This window comes from Halomonas sp. SpR8 (assembly GCF_031010195.1).
Lineage (GTDB): Bacteria > Pseudomonadota > Gammaproteobacteria > Pseudomonadales > Halomonadaceae > Vreelandella.
This window is the reverse complement of the sequence record NZ_JAUAMC010000010.1, coordinates 67,968-85,785: the sequence shown is the minus strand read 5'-3', so window position 1 is coordinate 85,785 and position 17,818 is coordinate 67,968. Positions and strand designations below refer to the sequence as shown.

Annotated in this window: 14 protein-coding genes; 6 read left to right on the top strand and 8 right to left on the bottom strand. The window is 53.9% G+C overall.

Annotated features, from left to right (window positions below; translation table 11 throughout):
* Positions 1 to 108 precede the first annotated feature (108 nt).
* The 3 genes from QT230_RS17930 to QT230_RS17920 all read right to left on the bottom strand — a co-directional run bounded on the left by QT230_RS17930 (position 109) and on the right by QT230_RS17920 (position 4,831).
* Entirely contained in the window at positions 109 to 2,628 is a 2,520-nt protein-coding gene (locus QT230_RS17930; protein ID WP_308323525.1) for a S8 family peptidase, read from the bottom strand.
* A 9-nt stretch (positions 2,629 to 2,637) separates the two neighbouring features.
* A complete protein-coding gene (locus tag QT230_RS17925; RefSeq protein ID WP_308323524.1) occupies positions 2,638 to 3,624 on the bottom strand; it encodes an ATP-binding protein in 987 nt (328 codons plus the stop codon).
* A 328-nt stretch (positions 3,625 to 3,952) separates the two neighbouring features.
* Positions 3,953 to 4,831, bottom strand: a complete 879-nt coding sequence (locus QT230_RS17920) for a YicC/YloC family endoribonuclease (RefSeq protein WP_308323523.1) — start codon at positions 4,829 to 4,831, stop codon at positions 3,953 to 3,955.
* Between the two features lie 159 nt (positions 4,832 to 4,990).
* On the opposite strand from QT230_RS17920, the gene rph reads away from it, so the two are divergent.
* Positions 4,991 to 5,713 carry a ribonuclease PH gene (rph, locus tag QT230_RS17915; RefSeq protein ID WP_308323574.1) on the top strand — a complete coding sequence of 241 codons (723 nt, stop codon included), beginning with the start codon at positions 4,991 to 4,993 and terminating at the stop codon, positions 5,711 to 5,713.
* Between the two features lie 125 nt (positions 5,714 to 5,838).
* On the opposite strand, the gene QT230_RS17910 is transcribed toward rph, so the two are convergent.
* Positions 5,839 to 6,606, bottom strand: coding sequence for an exodeoxyribonuclease III (locus QT230_RS17910; protein WP_308323522.1), 768 nt, complete (start codon positions 6,604 to 6,606; stop codon positions 5,839 to 5,841).
* 141 nt (positions 6,607 to 6,747) lie between these two features.
* Here QT230_RS17910 and pyrE point away from each other — a divergent pair, with 141 nt between their 5' ends.
* Entirely contained in the window at positions 6,748 to 7,413 is a 666-nt protein-coding gene (pyrE, locus tag QT230_RS17905; RefSeq protein ID WP_308323521.1) for an orotate phosphoribosyltransferase, read from the top strand.
* On the opposite strand, the gene QT230_RS17900 is transcribed toward pyrE, so the two are convergent.
* Positions 7,414 to 7,884: a tRNA (cytidine(34)-2'-O)-methyltransferase gene (locus QT230_RS17900; RefSeq protein ID WP_308323573.1), complete on the bottom strand. Its 471-nt coding sequence runs from the start codon at positions 7,882 to 7,884 to the stop codon at positions 7,414 to 7,416.
* 99 nt (positions 7,885 to 7,983) lie between these two features.
* On the opposite strand from QT230_RS17900, the gene rep reads away from it, so the two are divergent.
* Positions 7,984 to 10,053, top strand: coding sequence for a DNA helicase Rep (gene rep / locus QT230_RS17895; protein WP_308323520.1), 2,070 nt, complete (start codon positions 7,984 to 7,986; stop codon positions 10,051 to 10,053).
* Positions 10,054 to 10,161: 108 nt separating this feature from the next.
* Here the strand turns inward: rep and QT230_RS17890 are convergent, their stop codons facing one another.
* Entirely contained in the window at positions 10,162 to 11,028 is an 867-nt protein-coding gene (locus QT230_RS17890) for a c-type cytochrome (RefSeq protein WP_308323519.1), read from the bottom strand.
* A gap of 406 nt (positions 11,029 to 11,434) precedes the next feature.
* On the opposite strand from QT230_RS17890, the gene QT230_RS17885 reads away from it, so the two are divergent.
* The 3 genes from QT230_RS17885 to QT230_RS17875 all read left to right on the top strand — a co-directional run bounded on the left by QT230_RS17885 (position 11,435) and on the right by QT230_RS17875 (position 14,226).
* Complete coding sequence (locus QT230_RS17885; RefSeq protein WP_308323518.1) at positions 11,435 to 12,115, top strand: response regulator transcription factor; 681 nt, start codon at positions 11,435 to 11,437, stop codon at positions 12,113 to 12,115.
* A complete protein-coding gene (locus QT230_RS17880; RefSeq protein ID WP_308323517.1) occupies positions 12,112 to 13,497 on the top strand; it encodes an ATP-binding protein in 1,386 nt (461 codons plus the stop codon). Before QT230_RS17885 ends, QT230_RS17880 begins: the two co-directional genes overlap by 4 nt.
* Positions 13,498 to 13,626: 129 nt before the next feature.
* On the top strand, positions 13,627 to 14,226 hold the full coding sequence (locus QT230_RS17875) for a CBS domain-containing protein (RefSeq protein ID WP_308323516.1): 600 nt from the start codon (positions 13,627 to 13,629) through the stop codon (positions 14,224 to 14,226).
* Between the two features lie 124 nt (positions 14,227 to 14,350).
* Here the strand turns inward: QT230_RS17875 and nhaD are convergent, their stop codons facing one another.
* Complete coding sequence (nhaD, locus tag QT230_RS17870; RefSeq protein WP_308323515.1) at positions 14,351 to 15,817, bottom strand: sodium:proton antiporter NhaD; 1,467 nt, start codon at positions 15,815 to 15,817, stop codon at positions 14,351 to 14,353.
* Between the two features lie 157 nt (positions 15,818 to 15,974).
* Positions 15,975 to 17,801: a glutamine--fructose-6-phosphate transaminase (isomerizing) gene (gene glmS / locus QT230_RS17865; protein ID WP_308323514.1), complete on the bottom strand. Its 1,827-nt coding sequence runs from the start codon at positions 17,799 to 17,801 to the stop codon at positions 15,975 to 15,977.
* Positions 17,802 to 17,818: the final 17 nt, after the last annotated feature.

The following is a 17,818-nucleotide window of genomic DNA, read 5'->3' as shown; positions in this document are numbered from 1 at the left end:
CAGTCCAATAATGACGCGCAGACGCGCGCAACTTCCGTGCGTTCCTTGATTCCTGCCCAGATAGATGGGGGCGACTGCTGATGCACCGTTTACGGAGATAGGGTTTATTCAGATATCTACTTCCACTTTGGTTTCAATCAGGTTCTCGACCTCGGAGTAGATATCTACTTCGCTATCCGGCACGTCAATGCTGACGATCAGGCTAAAGCGAACACGGTTTTGCCAACGCTCTTCCCCTGCACGGTATTTCCACCAGCCACCCACGGGATAGACCGCCAGCGTGTGCATATCGGCTAGATCCGCCGCTGAACCTGTCCATGTATCGGAGTGAAGCGAGCCGCGTGTTCTAATCTGGGGGCCTAATAACCAACCACTGCTATCACCTTCGACACCTTGGTAGTCCTCTACAGCGTCGTTAGCTACACGATTAATCGCAGCACGAAAGTTTTCTAACGGCTGGCCAGGGCGAATGACATTGAAACGCAGCCCGTGGGATTGATAACTATAGCGCTGGCGGTAGCCTCTACGGCCCGGATTCGGCTCAATAAAGTACGAAAGCGTCACGCGTAATTTAATATTCAATTCTGGCGGCAGTTTGCGTAACTCTTCAACAGGCCAAGGCAACTGGTAAAGCTGCATCTCATTCAGCTTGGGATCGTCAGAAGCCTTGGCACTCGGCTTGTTAAAGGGCTGCAGGGTATCCTGAACAATCAGCGTCAAGGCATGGTTCGCGCTATACCTTGCACGCTCCAAGCTTGGCACACCGTGTCCCACGCATCTAAGCATCACTTTGGTGGCATTTGTATACGATTGATCTCTGCGTAACTCCTCAAAGCGTTTTTGCATCCTTGAAGTCCATTCAGCTGAATGAACAACTAGCCCACGTATTGTTTCCGGCCAGTAACCAGGGTATTCCTTCATTAAAAGCGCGGCTTGCCTGGAAACCAGGGCACAGGCAGCGCTGGTATCCTTGGTGGTTTCAAATAACTGCCCGCTCGTTCTGCCTGAGGTTGTTAATAGCGATACCACGTCAGCATCCGACACTTCCGTGCCGTCAGGCGAGAGCAACCGGTTTCCGCCTTCTGCCACCACATCTGGTTTATAAGGCGCTTGTTTTTTCCAGCCCCAATTAACTGATGACCGACTAGCGGGAGCAACATCCCCTGATTTAGCAAAGGGTGCCCAGCCTGCAAAGCTTGGGTCGTCATTGATTGTTTTTTCTGTATAAGCACCTACTGTTAAGGCGTTCCATGCTTGGGCCGGGTCTTCTATGTCTGCGAGGTGTACCTGATCCCAGTAATCCACCGTCGCGTATAACGCCTGGTTGTTACCAGCCGAAATCACAAACAGCCGCTGTAAGTCGTCTTCCAGGCCAAAGGCGAACTGATCAATTTCAGCAGACCAGGACGAAGGCTGCCCACTGATTGAGTCAGCAGGCGAGGTAACAGCCAGAGAATAAACTCGGGAAAATTCGGGGTTGTTAATTTCAAGCTTCGCAGCGGTACCTACGGTAATAGCACCGTAAAGTTCAGGATCGTTATTGCCAGCTGGTGGCAGTATGCGTCCAGACTCAATTCTGTAAGCGAGCCAAATTTCGTGGGTAGCGAGTAACGACTTATCTAGCTCGCCTAGCGCTGCCAGCCCCGCTTGCCTGGAGCCATGATCATTATAGGGCGCAAGGGGGTAGGTAGGCTGGTAGTCATCATAGGGAGGCCACCTGGGCTCCCACGCTTGTGCTAATTGCTGCGTAGTCACTTGGCTTAACAGTGGATGGTGGTAATTTATCCCTGTATCCAGCACCGTAATAGCCGTGGTGGTATTTTCGTCTAGCCGTATCCGATCTGCTAGCTCACTAGCCCACTCGTGTTGCTCTTTGGCAGGCATGGAAATGAACGCATTAGGGGTTTGCTTGGCGCGACGCAACTCTTCAAGGTTGGCAATAAGTTCGGGTGCTGACTCAAGCTGTTCAACGGACGCTTTGATGAGGATAACAAAATTATCGAAGAAGCTAATTGAGGTGTTGCTTAGCTCAGCGTTAAGCCGCTCCGCAAGCTGCTCAGCAACTTCTCTAGCGGATAGAGCTGTAGCCCGCTTTTTCAACCATAGCTCCCACCACACGGGCTGATCAGTCACTTCGGGGAATAGCGCTAGGTCATCTGTCCAGAAGGAACGCAAATCTGCCAGCTTGATTTCAGCGATACTGTCGATAAGGGCTTGATTAGCAGGCTTTCCCTTCGCTCTATCTTTGTTGAGATACTCATGAACCTTTTTTTGAAAAGCGTCTCGCTGAGGGTCGGGAATAAATACCGTTGCTACTTCTCTCCCACCCACTTTACGGCACGACCGAAGCTTAAAAGCACGGTTATCGAGCTTATCAAGTGGAAGCTCGACATCCGCAAACCCTACGATTTCAACGTAAATACCCGTTTCGTCAGTAATGGGAACCAGGGGCTCAGATTGGCGAGTCTGATGCCTAGCAAGTGCATCGGCGTATTGCTGCCTTAAAGCGATACCGTGCGTATGACGGTCTCTACGGGGAACACCGACACCTCTAACTTGATTACGGGACTGAAAATCTTCGTTGCGGCCAATACCGCTTAACAGTAAATGCGGTTTCTGATCCGCCATGAAGCACCCTTATTGTTTTCCGTTTTGTCGGCGTTGCACAGCCTTGGTAATCATTGCAGTGGTGATTTTGGCATCATGGTGCAAGACCGCCTCTTTAGCAGCATCTTCACAGGCGCGGGTGACGTCAGCTGAACTTAACCCGAATGCTGCCTGGGTGATTTCTTCCCAGCCGAGGTTGCCTGTCTCAAAAGCTGAGAGGCGATTTTCAATCAGCTGCTTGATTTGCGCCTGACCCGGTTTTTCGAACTGAATAATGTCGTCAAAACGCCGGTAAAGCGCTTTATCCAAAAGCTCTGGGTGATTGGTCGCTGCCAAAATGATGCTTTCAGAGGTGTCCTGCTCGACAAACATGAGAAACGAGTTCAACACACGGCGTATCTCTCCGACGTCGTTTGTCGCGCCCCGCTGGGTGCCGATAGCGTCAAATTCGTCAAACAGGTATACCGCTCGCGTTTGCTTGATGTGATCAAAAATCAACCGAAGCTTCGCTGCGGTCTCTCCCATAAAGCGGGTGATCAAGTTGTCCAGAACGATGGTGTAAAGCGGAAGCTTCAGCTCTGAAGCCAATACAGCGGCCGATAGGGTTTTACCCGTGCCCGGAGAGCCAGTAAATAACAGTTTACGCCTTGGAGAAAGGCCAAACTGAGCCAAGCGGCTTTTTTGCCGTTGCTCAAGTAGCACCTTATCCAGCCGTTCACTCACCTCACTCGACAGCACTAGCTCATTTTTGCGAGCGGTGGAGTGCGTCAGCTCCAGAAGCCCTTTCAAATCGCCCTTGGGATGCTGGGCGAGGGGGGTCGGCTTTGAAGGCGTAACGCTAAGGCTTTGGGACGATTTCTGTGAACGCTCGATGGTTTCCTTGAGTTCGCTGGCCAATTTGTGGTGGCCTTTGCGAGCCTCTTTGGCCGCGACTTGCAGGGCAATAGAGTAGAACCGCTGATCATCGTGATCAGCGTGGCTCTTCAATAAAGCTTTGATTTGCTCTGCCGTCGCCATAAGTTACCGGATGCGTCTGTGAAAAAATGCCCAAGTTGGGCTGGCTTTTTGGTTGAATAAAGTATAACGCGTTCACTGAGGTGCTTCACAACTACTTGCTGCGAGATACCGCCGTTAAGGTCGTAAACGGCTGAATCGCTGGCGGTAGCATATAAGCTGAGCGAAAAGTATGACAAAGAATAATTCTCTTTTTCCAGGATGAAGTCGATAAGGTCGAGCTGACTGCCATTGCCCACTACACTGGATATTGGCAGACTGGCGTAGGAAAAAATTGCAATAAAATATTTATAAACAGTAATTTATAGAACTAAAGAAATCATCATGAACATCACTCAATATTCTGAATCTGCTCCCGCATCTGCTCGATCAGCACCTTCAGCTCCACCGCGCAACGGGTCGTCTCAGCCACCACGGATTTTGATGAAAGCGTGTTGGCTTCTCGGTTGAGTTCCTGCATTAGAAAGTCCAAACGGCGGCCTTTGGGGCCTTTCTGGGCAAGCTGGTGGCTGACTTCTTCGATATGCGCCGTTAGGCGATCCAGCTCTTCATCTACGTCAGCTTTTTGCGCCACGAGCACCAGTTCGGCTTCCAGGCGTTGTGGGTCGAGTTCGGTTTTGGCGATCTCCAAACGCTCTAAGAGCTGCGCTCGCTGGCGCTCTAAAATCTGCGGTAGCAGGCTGCGTACGGTGGCCACCTGCTCGCTAACGGCCGTTAGGCGGGTGGTGATCATCTCGGCGAGCTTGTCGCCTTCTCGGGCCCGGGCGTCAATCAGCTCATCCAGCGCTTGGTCAAACAGCGCCTTGGCGGCGGCTTTGATGGCGTCTTGATCGAAGTGCCGGGTTTCCATCACGCCGGGCTGATTGAATAGCTCCAGAGTTGTCGGTGAAACGGCGCTGGGCACCTGCTGCTGAATGGCACTTAGCGCATCTGCAATGGCGGCTAAGCGAACGCTATTAACGGCGGGGGTCTGAGTGGTTTCGGCGCTCTCAAAGCGAACGCTGCACTCGACTTTGCCGCGGGCCAAACGGGTGCGCAGCGCTTCGCGCAGGATCGGCTCTAAATCGCGCAGGCTTTCATGTAGGCGAAAATGCGGCTCTAAGTAGCGCTGATTCACCGAGCGAATTTCCACCTGAAGGGTACCGAAAGGCGCAGCCTGCTCGGTGCGGGCAAAAGCGGTCATGCTGTGTACGCGGCTGGAAGCGGCCATTGTTTATCCTATTAATAAATAGCGGTTTATAAAGCATTGCCACCAGTCTACCCGATAGGCCAATCAGCGCACGCCTAGACGTGTACAATGGAGGGCTTTTCCTAGTTACGTGTTTATTGAGAGGTACTATTTGTGAGCAGTGCTAAGCGTCCTGATGTTGTGCGCCCCAGCGGTCGCGAGGCCGACCAGTTGCGTGATATTCGCATAACCCGCGATTACACCCGCCATGCGGAAGGCTCGGTACTGGTGGAGTTTGGCGATACCAAAGTGCTGTGTAATGCCAGTGTAGAAGCCACTGTACCGCGCTGGCTGCGCGGCAAAAATCAGGGCTGGGTAACCGCAGAGTACGGCATGCTGCCCCGCGCGACGCACTCGCGCAGCAACCGCGAAGCAACCCAGGGCAAGCAAGGCGGTCGAACGCTGGAAATTCAGCGCTTGATTGGCCGCAGCCTGCGCGCCGCGGTTAATTTGAAGAAGCTGGGTGAGTTCACTATTACCGTGGATTGCGATGTGATTCAGGCCGATGGTGGTACTCGCACCGCGGCGATTACCGGTGGCTGCGTGGCGCTAATGGATGCGATCCGTTATCTGCAGCGTGAGAAGAAAATTAAAAGCGACCCCTTCAAGCAGTTGGTAAGCGCCATTTCCGTAGGCATTTATAAAGGCGTGCCGGTGCTGGATCTGGACTACCCGGAAGACAGCAAAGCCGATACTGACCTGAACGTGGTGATGACCGAAAGCGGCGAGCTGATCGAAGTACAGGGTACCGCCGAGGCAGGTGCGTTTACTCGCACCGAGTTGAACGCGATGCTTGATCTGGCTGAAAAAGCCGGTGATGAACTGCGTGAGAAACAGCGCGAAGCGCTGGGTATTCGCGAGTAATGAAGGTGAGGCGTGAGGAGTAAAGCATAAAAACAACAGGCCAGCTAAATGCTGGCCTGTTGTTTGTCACCCCGGCTAATCAGCAAGGGTGACGGGCGACGCGGGAAAAGTGCGTTGTCTAACGCCTACAGCGCTAGGTCGTACTCAATGATCAGCGGTGCGAACTCGGAGAAGGTCGCATCGTAATCAATCCACGCGTCGACCACGTGGCGGCGGAAATTGGGGCCGACTAATTGATAGTCGATCCGCCAGCCTTCCTGGCGCTCACGGGGTACGTCTTGGTCGAGCTTCGGCCACCAGGTATATTCACCTGCATCGCGATTGATTTCGCGGAAGGTATCGATAAACCCGGTGGGGCCAAGCACCTGATCCATCCAGGCGCGCTCTTCCGGGCGGAAGCCCGACGTGAGCTGGTTGTCCGACCAGTTAGCCAAGTCGACGGTTTTATGAGCAATATGCCAAGTACCGCAGAGGATGTATTCGCGGCGTTTGCGCGACATCTTCGTCAGGTACTCTTGATACTGGTCCATAAAGGACTGCTTAGCTTTTTGATCACTTCCGTCAGGCATCAGGAAGGAGACGATACTGAAGCGTTCATAATCCGCCTGCAGAAAACGTCCTTCATGGTCACACTGAGGAAACCCAAGGCCATACATAATCGCCTTGGGAATTTTTCGGCAATAGAGTGCCACACCGGAGAAACCATCCTCTTCAGCATCCAGGAAGTAGCCTTCATAGCCTTCCGGATACAGAATGTGGTCACCCAGTTCAAAACTTTTTGCCTTGATGTTCTGCACGCAGACTACGTCGACATCCTGCTGAGCCAGCCAGTCCAGGAAGCCACGATCGACGGCATCACGAATACCATTGACATTGATGCTGGCAATTTTCATAAATCGTCCCTTTTGCGTCGCTGCTGTATGATACCCGACGTTTAGACGTTTGGGTAAAGGCAGCGACTAAAACTTGCTATTTACCCTGCTTATATTGTTGCTTTTGTACAGATTTAAACCTACCGCCTAGTGAGGAAAGCCGTGGCCACCACTCTACAACCCTACCAGCGCGATTTCATTGCCTTTGCCATTGAGCAAGGCGTGCTTAAGTTTGGCGAGTTTACGCTGAAATCTGGCCGCGTTAGCCCCTACTTTTTCAACGCCGGGCTGTTTCAAACCGGGCGCGCACTGGCCAAGCTCGGGCGTTTTTACGCTCAGGCGATTGTCGATAGCGACTTAAATGCCGATGTGCTGTTTGGCCCGGCGTACAAGGGCATTCCGCTGGCAGCTGTCACGGCGGCGGCCTTGGCCGACCATCACGACCGGGATATGCCCTACGCCTTTAACCGCAAAGAGGCCAAAACCCACGGTGAAGGCGGCAATATTGTTGGTGCACCGCTTTCTGGCGATATTCTGATTATTGATGACGTCATCACTGCGGGCACCGCGATTCGCGAAGTGATGACATTGATTGAACAGAGCGGTGCCCGCGCCGCGGGCGTTATTATCGCCCTAGATCGTCAGGAGCGCGGTCAGGGCGAGCAGAGCGCCATTCAGGAAGTACAGGCCCAGTACGGTATGCCGGTGGTCAGTATCGTCACCTTAGAGCAAGTGCTCACTTACCTTGAAGAGCATGCCGGTGGCGAAATGCTCGCCTATGCCGAAGCGATCAGGGCGTATCGAGACCGCTACGGGATTGCTAACTGATTAGATCGAACCTGCGCCAGCAAAACCTTGCTGGCGCCACGCCTCGTAGCTCACAATAGCCACAGCGTTGGAGAGGTTCAAGCTACGGTTGTTGGGCTGCATGGGCAGGCGCAGTTTGTGCTCTGCTGGGAGCGCTTCATGCACCTGGGGTGAAAGCCCGGCGGTTTCCGAGCCAAACAGCAGCACATCGCCGGGGGCGAAGTCGGCATCGCTGTAGCTGCGCGTACCTTTAGTGGTGATTGCCCAGATGCGCCGCCCCTGCATCGCCTGTTGAAAGGCACTAAAATCCGCGTGGCGAGTGACGTTGGCCAAGTCGCGATAATCGAGCCCGGCGCGACGCAGTTTTTTCTCTTCCAGGTCGAAGCCCAGCGGTTCAATCAGGTGCAAACGACAGCCGTTATTGGCTACCAAGCGCATGATATTGCCCGTATTGGGCGCCATACGCGGTTCAAAAAGCGCTACTTCAAACATCGCCACCTGCCTGTTTATCATGCATTCGCCAAGCGGCTGATTGTACTTGAAACCGTACTTGAAACCGACTAGCAACACTCGCAGAGGATCACCCACGCCATGACGCCTGCCACGCCCAAGAGCATTCTTAGCCGCATTAAAGGGCTAAACCCGCGCCAGCAGGAAGCGGTGCGCTATATCGATGGCCCTTGCCTGGTATTAGCGGGCGCAGGTTCGGGTAAAACCAGCGTGATTACCACCAAAATTGCCTACCTGGTTCAAGAGTGTGGAATGAGCGCACGCAGGATCGCCGCAGTGACCTTTACCAACAAAGCCGCCAGGGAGATGAAAGAGCGCGTCGGCCAGATGCTCCACGGCAAAGAGGGCCACGGGCTGACGGTCTCCACCTTCCACACCTTAGGGCTGAATATTATCCGCGGCGAGCTTAAAACCCTTGGCTACAAGCCGGGCTTTTCGCTGTTTGATCCGGAAGACGCCAAGGCGCTGCTGCGGGATTTGATGAACAAAGACGCCCAGGTGGATGCCGAGCAGATCAACGCCGTGCAGAGCAAAATCTCCACCTGGAAGAACGATTTAGTACTGCCCAGCGATGCGCTTTCGTTTGCCTCGGATGACGATGAGCACTTCGCCGCTCGGGTATACGAAGCCTACGTGCGCCACTTAAAAGCTTACAACGCGGTGGATTTTGACGATCTGATTCTGCTACCCGTGGTATTGCTACAAAATGATACTGAGGCGCTAGAGCGCTGGCGGCGCAAAATCCACTATATGCTGGTGGATGAGTATCAGGACACCAACGTTTCCCAGTACCTGCTGGTGAAGCTGCTGATGGCGGAGCGCTCCACCTTTACCGTGGTGGGTGACGATGACCAGTCGATTTACGCCTGGCGTGGCGCGCGGCCTGAAAACCTGATTACCCTGGGGGAAGATTTTCCGCGCCTGAAAGTGATCAAGCTGGAGCAGAACTACCGCTCTACTGCCACCATATTGCGCGCCGCCAACACGCTGATCGCCAATAACCCCCACGTCTATGAGAAAACGCTGTGGTCCGATATGGGCGACGGCGCGCCCATCCGGGTGATCGTCAATCGTCACGAAGAGGCGGAGTCCGAGCGGGTGGCCAGCGAAATGCTCACCCGGCGGATCAAGGAAAAGTCCGAGTGGCGCGACTTTGCGGTGCTTTATCGCGGCAACTTCCAGGCGCGACTGTTAGAGCTCAAGCTGCAGCACTATCAGATTCCTTACAAGCTCTCCGGCGGTACGTCGTTTTTCTCGCGCAACGAGATTAAAGACACCATGGCTTACCTGCGTCTGCTGATTAACCCCGCCGACGACAACGCCTTTTTGCGCATAGTGAACGTGCCGCGCAGGGAAGTGGGCCCCGGCACCGTCGAAAAGCTTGCCAACTATGCGACTGAGCGCTCAATTTCACTGTTTGCCGCCTGCCACGAACTTGGATTAGAGCAAGTATTGCCAACCCGAGCGACTGAGCGCTTAAGCCGCTTTACCCATTTTATCGACGGCGTGCGCAAGCGCATGGATCAGGGCGATGCGATTGCCGCCATACGCGACATGCTGCGGGATATGGATTACGAGGCCTGGCTGTACCAAAACGCCAGCGCGCCCACCGTTGCTGAACGGCGTATGGCCAATGTGTGGATTTTGATCGATCAGTTAGAAAAATCGCTTAACCGCGAACCAGAAGACGATACTGACTCCACCGATACGGAAACCGACGGTGTGGAAGCGGCGATTTCACGCCTGGTACTGCGCGATATTCTGGAACAGCAGGCGGAAGAGGATGACTCGGATAGAGTGCAGCTGCTCACCATGCACGCCTCTAAAGGTCTCGAGTTCCCCCACGTTTATTTGATGGGACTTGAGGAAGACCTACTGCCTCACCGCAACGCCATTGAAGTAGGCACCGTGGAGGAGGAGCGACGCTTGGCCTATGTGGGCATTACCCGGGCGCGGCGCACGCTAACGCTGACGCTCGCCCGCCAGCGTAAAGCCTACGGTGAACTGATGGACTGCCAGCCGAGCCGTTTTTTGGACGAACTGCCTGGGGGGGATTTGGAGTGGGAAGGTCGTGCGGATAAAGAGGATCCGGATAAGAAACAGGCCCGCGGCAAAGATGCCATTGCGGGGCTGCGTTCGCTATTGGGATAAAGGGCAGAACTGAGGCTATAAAAAATAGTATCCACAGGGTGCCAGTAAAAACTCCCTGTGGATAAGATAGTTCAACATCTCTATTAGCTGAGCAAATAAGGTTTTGACTTATTCAGCTTCAGCCATCATGTGATCGACAATCGCCACGACTTTTTCATCTGAAAGGTTAGGGTTACCGCCTTTCGCGGGCATGGCACCGATGCCGTTAATGGCGCTGGCGTAGAGCTCATCAGCACCTTTTTCTAAACGCTCAGCCCAGGCATCCGCATCGCCCATCGCCGGTGCTCCTGCAACGCCGCTATCGTGGCATGCTGCACAGCCAGAGCTTGCATAGAGTGATGCACCATCTAAATCGCTACCACCACTCTCGTCTTCACTAGCCGCCGCGTCTTCTCCACCGGCAGCGTCATCATTAGCAGCGGTTTCTTCTTCGCTAGCCGCTTCATCTTCAGAGGCCGCTGTCTCTGCAGTAGCGGCTTCATCAGTGGCTTCTTCGTCTTCAGCCGTTGCCTCGTCGCCACCTTCCAGTTCAGGGACATCCATAACCGGCTCAACCATATAGGCAGTTGCCGCTTCCATCTCTTCATCTGAGAGGTTGGGGTTACCGCCACGAGCGGGCATTGCGCCAATACCGTTAATAGAGTGCTCTAGCAGCGTGGCAAAACCTTGTTCAGTTCGCTCGGCCCAGGCCGCTTCATCGCCGCGAATAGGCGCACCAGCAGCACCAGAGTCGTGGCAGGCGCTACACACATTACCGTAAATGCCTTCGCCGTCGATATCACCGCCACTGCTAGCGCTATCGCCTGCCGGTGCCGCTGCGGTGCCACAGTCCTCGCCTTGTAAACAGAGTTGCCCTACCGGCGCTAAACGCTCGGCAATCGCATCACGTGCGGCATCATCTTGGGCATAAACACTGGATGTGCCCGCCATGATGCCGAGGGCCGCCAGCCCGCTCATGATCAGCTTAGCTTTCACTCTCACCACCTCTTAGTATTGTCATTAAACGTTTGTTCTTAACCCCTGTTCGCGGCAGCGCCACCAACGACGATGCGCAGCCGAGACGCCAAGACGTGCGAATTAGGGCTAGTATAACGGCAACGCAAAGCGCAAGAAAATGCTACTAAGCGCGCCTATTGCATATAACCGCGACTATTGATGCCTTATTTTGGCTCTTCACTTGTTGTTATCGCCTTTCCACACTAATAAACACAGCTATGGAGTACCGATGCGGTTCAACCACCTCCAGAACTCAGCGGAGTAACAAAGCGTGCTACGTTATTGGCCTATAATTTATAACCACCATCCTGACGGCCTAAACCTTTGCACGCCACTCTTTTAAGTGACGTGACGACCATTAGCCCAGCGGAGAGCCCACGACGACATGCGTATTCTGTTGGTAGAAGACGACCCCAGCTTAGCCTCAGGCATTCGCCTAGCCTTAAAACCCGAACATTACACGGTGGATCATTTGAGCGATGGTATCACCGCCTTGGCGACATTGAAGGAAGGCGAGCCGTTTGATGCGGTCATTCTCGATTTGGGACTGCCGCGTATGGATGGAATGCAGGTACTTGAGGCTGTGCGGCGACAGGGTAATCGTGTGCCTATTCTCGTGTTAACCGCTCGCGACGCGGTCGATGAACGCATTGACGGGTTAGACGCGGGGGCCGATGACTATTTAACCAAGCCATTTGAAGTCGCCGAATTAAAAGCACGCCTGCGCGCTCTATTGCGACGCAGTAGTGATCAAGTGAGCAGTGCTCTGGAGTGTCGCGGTATACGGCTGGATCCACTAACCATGCGGGTCACCTATCAGCATCAGCCTGTTGAACTGTCACGGCGTGAACTGACCCTATTACAAGAGTTTATGAGTCACCCGGGGCGCGTGTTTACCCGCGATACATTAACGCGCTTGGTTTATGGCTGGGATGAAGATGTAGAGAGCAACGCGATTGAGGTTCACGTGCACCATCTACGGCGCAAATTTTTTCCTCAGCTTATTCGTACGCTGCGCGGCATCGGTTACGTAATGGATAAAGCCGATCAGGATGAGCACTCATGACCTCTATCCGCCAACGCACGCTTGGACTAGCGCTGCTAGTGTTTGGCATTAGTATGCTGGTGATTGGTTTTATCAGCTACCGCTATGCAGCCCATGAAATTGAAACGTTATACGATGCCAGCTTGGCCCAGAACGCACGTCTACTCGAGGGCATACTGCAAGCGCCTATCCCGGAAGAGGCGCGCAGCGTGCTGATCAACAGTGTGGAAAACGCGTTAGAGCGGGCCGTGCAATCCGACCAGCGCTTTGCACAACACCGTGATGACAGCAAACTGGCCTTTCAACTATGGCAACAGGATCACCTGCTGCTGCGCTCTGCCAACGCCCCCGTCGCACCAATGGCAGAGCTCCCTTCCGGCTTTACTAGTCAACATATTGGCGGGCACGAATGGCGTATATACGTACTCAACGTCACTGATTCCAGCCAGCGAATTATCGTCAGCGAGCGTGAAGATGTGCGCGGCGACGTTATAAGAGCAGTGGCTCTGCGTACTCTGATGCCCGATCTGATAGGCCTACCGCTACTCACCGCCCTGCTATGGTGGTCGATTGGCTGGGGCTTGGCCCCGCTTTCGCGTATGGCGGAGCAGATTCGAAGTCGCGATCCACACAATTTACAGCCCTTAACCCTTAGCCCGCTGCCTCAGGAGTTAGGCACCATCGCCGGCGCGCTCAACCGGTTATTAGAGCGAATTAGGCTGATGCGGATACGCGAAAAGCGCTTTATTGCCGATGCCGCCCATGAACTACGCACCCCCCTAGCGGTACTTGATCTACACGCACAGAATGCCTTAACCGCCGATAACCCTGACGATCGTCGCGAAGCGTTAAGCCATCTTCGCGGCGGCGTTGCCCGCTCTACGCGTTTAGTTACCCAGCTATTAACGTTGGCGCGCCTGGAGCCCGAAGAGGAGTCGCAGCCTGAGTACCGCACCAGCAACCTACTCAGTGAGGTACGTGAGACGTTGGCCAAGCTTTCACCACTGGCTGCAGAGCGGGACCAACAGCTACTGCTAAATGCAGATGAGCAGACTGATTGGTTAATGCTGGAAGAACCCGGCGGCATAGAAACCCTAATACAAAATCTGGTCGGCAATGCCATTCAGCACTCCCCCCATCAAAGCGCGATCAGTATCACGCTAACGGCGACGTCATCAGGTTTTCAATTAACGGTGGATGATCAAGGCCCAGGTATACCGATCAGCGAACGCAAAAAAGTGGTTGAGCGCTTTCAGCGTGCAGGCCCCAGTGCAGGTTCCGGGTTAGGGCTTTCGATCGTTGAGCGGTTGGTCACACGGCACAAAGGCAAGCTTCAGCTTGAAGATGCCCCCAATGGCGGGTTGCGGGTATGTATTTATCTGCAGCGACTTCAAGAGGAATAGCATTTTATTAGCTTCTTAAGCAGCGTTTTTAGATCTCTTAAGGTTGCGATAAGAATTACGTGCAACTGTGGAGTCACACAGTGAACCAGATAGCCACGGTTCACCCTTTCTCCACAAGGAGGTCCCCCGATGAACCAAGTAAATTTTTCACCGAAGCCATTAATTCATTTAAGCTCAACGCCACTACTGGCCATGCCAGCACCCAAGCGGCTGCTGCCGACTAGCCCTGCAATGACCGTGCTTACCGACTTTTCACAGGTAATGCCACAATCCGTTAAAGCCGACACGCCCATCGACGAGGCACACCTTAAGATGCGCCACGGCGGTGTTCGTATGCTGTTCGTTATGGATAAACAGGCGCACTGTATTGGCATTATTACTTCAAAAGAAATGATTGGCACTCGGCGGATTAATTTAGCCATGCAGCAGCGCAATCTCTCTCGTGAAGATATAACGGCGGAAATGATCATGACCCCGTGGCACAAGCTTAGCGCCATGCCCATCGCCCAACTGGCCTCACTGACGATTGAAGACTTAGTGTTATCGATGGAAGCCTTCACCGAGCAACACCTTCTAATCACTGAACAAAACGATACCCAAGAACTTAGAATTCGCGGCCTCATCTCAGCAAGCGAAATACAGAGTGCCGTAGATAAAGAGATTAGTGTAGTGCCCAGGGCGAAGAGCTTTGCGGAGATTTGTCAAGTCATTACCGGCCACGACCTGTAGCGCTTTAACTTTAGCGTTCAAAATCTTAGCCTATTCATAACAACGCCCTTCACCGATTCCTCGGTGAAGGGCGTTTTAGGTTTTGCTCACCTGATACTGTGCAGCCCAGGTCGTCTAAATTTTTCTAGAACAAAGAAGCATTGATCCACAGGTGTGCCCCGATGCTAGCGGCATAGCCCAACAATATCGCCGGTACCCAACGAAGGTGAACGGCAAAGGTATAGATCCCCCGGGCCTGGCCCATCAGCGCAACCCCAGCAGCGGAGCCCATGGAAAGCAAACTACCCCCCACGCCGGCGGTTAAGGTAATCAGTAACCAGTTACCTTCCGACATATCCGGCGCCATGGAAAGCACCGCAAACATTACCGGAATGTTATCGACTACTGCTGAAATAAGCCCCAGCACTACGTTCGCCCACACCGGATTCCAGCTACCGTAGAGCGTTTCGGAAAGCAGGCTAAGATAACCCATAAACCCGAGCCCACCCACGCACATAACGACCCCGTAAAAGAATAACAGCGTGTCCCACTCCGAACGCGCAATACGACTGAAAATATCAAACGGCACGACGCTACCCAATTGCTCCAGCTTCTTCCAATCGCCCCGGCGCGAGTAGCGCTCCCGCTTACGTTCAAGCGAGCGCGGAAGGCTGCGGCGTAGGTAGTAACCAAAGAATTGCAGAAGACCTAAACCAAACATCATGCCCATGGCAGGTGGTAAGTAGAGAACCGAGTGACACAGTACCGAGATCGCCACCGTGATCAAAAACAGCGCAATAATCCGCCGCGCGCCACGCTTGAGCCAGACGTTCTCTTTCAGCGAGGCAGGCTGACGATTAACGATGAAGAAATTCATGATCACTGAAGGCACCATGAAATTAATGATCGCAGGAATCAGCAGCGCAAAGAAGCCGGTAAACGGTATTTGGCCCGCCTGCCATACCATTAGCGTGGTGATATCGCCAAATGGGCTGAAGGCACCACCCGCATTGGAGGCGACCACCACGTTGACGCAGCAAAGGCCGATAAACTTCTTATCGCCTTCTGCAACTTTTAGCACTACAGCGCACATCAGCATGGCGGTGGTCATATTGTTAGCGATGGCTGAAATACCAAACGCCATGACACCGGTAATCCAGAATAAAGTGCGATAGCTGAAGCCTTTACGCACAAGCCAAGAGCGCAGCGCATCAAATACCCGCCGCTCTTCCATGGCGTTGATGTAGGTCATCGCAACCAGCAAAAATAGTAACAGCTCGGCGTATTCAAGCAGCGTTTCACGGAAGGCGATTTCCGACTCTTGCGGCAAACCCGCTTGCACATAAACCCAAGCGACGATCCCCCAGATAAGCCCAGCGGCCACCAGCACGGGCTTAGATTTTCGCATATGCAGTATCTCTTCACTCATCACCAACGCATAGGCGAGAACGAAGATCACGACAGAAGAGATACCGGCAAGCGAAAGGGTCAGATCAAGCGATCCAGCGTCGGCATAAGAGAGGGAAGGAAAGACAAAAAGACAGCAGGCGATCAACAGCCAAGCGACCCGGCAAGCAGGATGCCGGGTTGCGAGGACGTTTGGTGGTTTCATAATGGAGTCATCCTGGCAGAGAAGTGAAAGACCGCCACGATCATAAGCACCCTAATGACATGCTGCAACGCAACGGCTGCGCATAAGATGCGACTTATTGCCGCACCTTGTAAAGTAATTTTATGAGCTCAATCGTGCTGAAGCGTAAACGCGTTAATTACTCCACCGTCACGCTTTTGGCCAAATTGCGCGGCTGGTCAACATCGGTGCCTTTCAGCACCGCCACGTGGTAACTCAATAGCTGAAGCGGCAGCGTATACAGCAGCGGTGCCAGCGCTTCGTGAACGTGAGGCAGGGTCAGTACGCGAATATCCTCCTGAGCATCGATACCCACACTCTCATCAGCAAACACAAACAACTGGCCGCCGCGGGCGCGGACTTCCTGAAGGTTAGATTTCAGCTTTTCAAGTAGATCATCGTTGGGTGCGACCGAAATCACCGGCATTTCGCTATCCACCAGCGCCAGCGGACCGTGCTTTAGTTCTCCGGCAGGATAGGCCTCGGCGTGGATATAGGAGATCTCTTTAAGCTTAAGCGCCCCTTCCAGGGCAATCGGGTAGTGGGCACCGCGCCCCAGAAACAGCGCGTGCTGTTTTTCAGCAAATGCTTGGGAAAGCGTTTCAATCTGGCTATCCAGCGCCAGCACTCGCTGACACACCTCAGGCAGCGTGCGCAGCGCGGCAATGATATCTGGGTATTCGGCGTGGCCTTTGGCTTTACTCACGGATAGCGTTAGCAGCATTAGCGCTACCAACTGAGTGGTAAAGGCTTTGGTGGAGGCGACACCAATTTCGGGGCCTGCGCGGGTCATTAGAGTAATATCCGACTCACGGACCAGCGAACTCCCCGGCACGTTGCAGATCGCCAGCGATCCCACATAGTTCAGCGTTTTCGCAAAGCGTAGCGCGGCCAGCGTATCGGCGGTTTCACCCGACTGAGAGAGACTGACAAAGAGCGTGCCTTCAGGCACCACCGGATGGCGATAGCGATATTCAGAGGCAACCTCAACCTGCACCGGTACGCCTGCGTAACGCTCTAGCCAGTATCGCGCCACCAGCCCTGCATGGTAGCTGGTGCCACAGGCGATAATATGCACTTGCCGAGTGCGTTGGAAAAGCGCCTGAGCCTCTGGGCCAAAGCTCTCCACTAACACGCTCTGGGCGCTTAAGCGGCCTTCTAGTGCTGCCTCAATAACTTTCGGCTGCTCAAAAATCTCCTTGAGCATATAGTGGCGATATTCGCCTTTACTCGCCGCACCATCGCCGTGTTCAAAGGTATGAATAGGACGCTCAACGTCGTTACCACGATGATCAACAATGCGAATCGCACCTTGCTCGCGCAGCTCGACCAGATCGCCCTCTTCAAGGTAAATAAAGCGATCTGTTACCGGTAGCAGCGCCAGCGGATCGGAGGCTAAAAAGGCTTCGTTAATACCTACACCGACGACCAGCGGGCTGCCCTGGCGAGCACCGACCACCACGCCGGGCTCTTGAGCACTCATTATCCCCAGCGCGTAGGCACCGCCTAAGCCGTTAACGATCTGCTGTGTAGCAGCAAACAGAGTAAGCCCACCGTTCAGCTTCTCAGCGAGTAAGTGAGCGATCACCTCGGTGTCGGTTTCGGAGCTGAACGCGTAACCATTATGCTGCAAGCTATCTTTTATGTGCTCGTAGTTCTCAATAATACCGTTATGGACAACGGCCACCTGATCACGACTGTGGTGCGGATGGGCATTGGCCTCAGAGGGTTTGCCGTGAGTGGCCCAGCGGGTGTGAGCGATACCCGAAAAACCCGGTAGTGCAGAGGCCTCCAGCTGTGCCGCCAACGCCGCGACTTTGCCAAGCGCCCGGTGGCGAGTTAGTACGCCGTCACTGAACACTGTCATACCGGCCGAATCGTAGCCGCGATACTCCAGGCGTTTCAGTCCTTCTAACAGAATTTCTTGGACGTTGCGCTGGGCAACGGCGGCCACGATGCCACACATAACAACTCTCCTGAGTT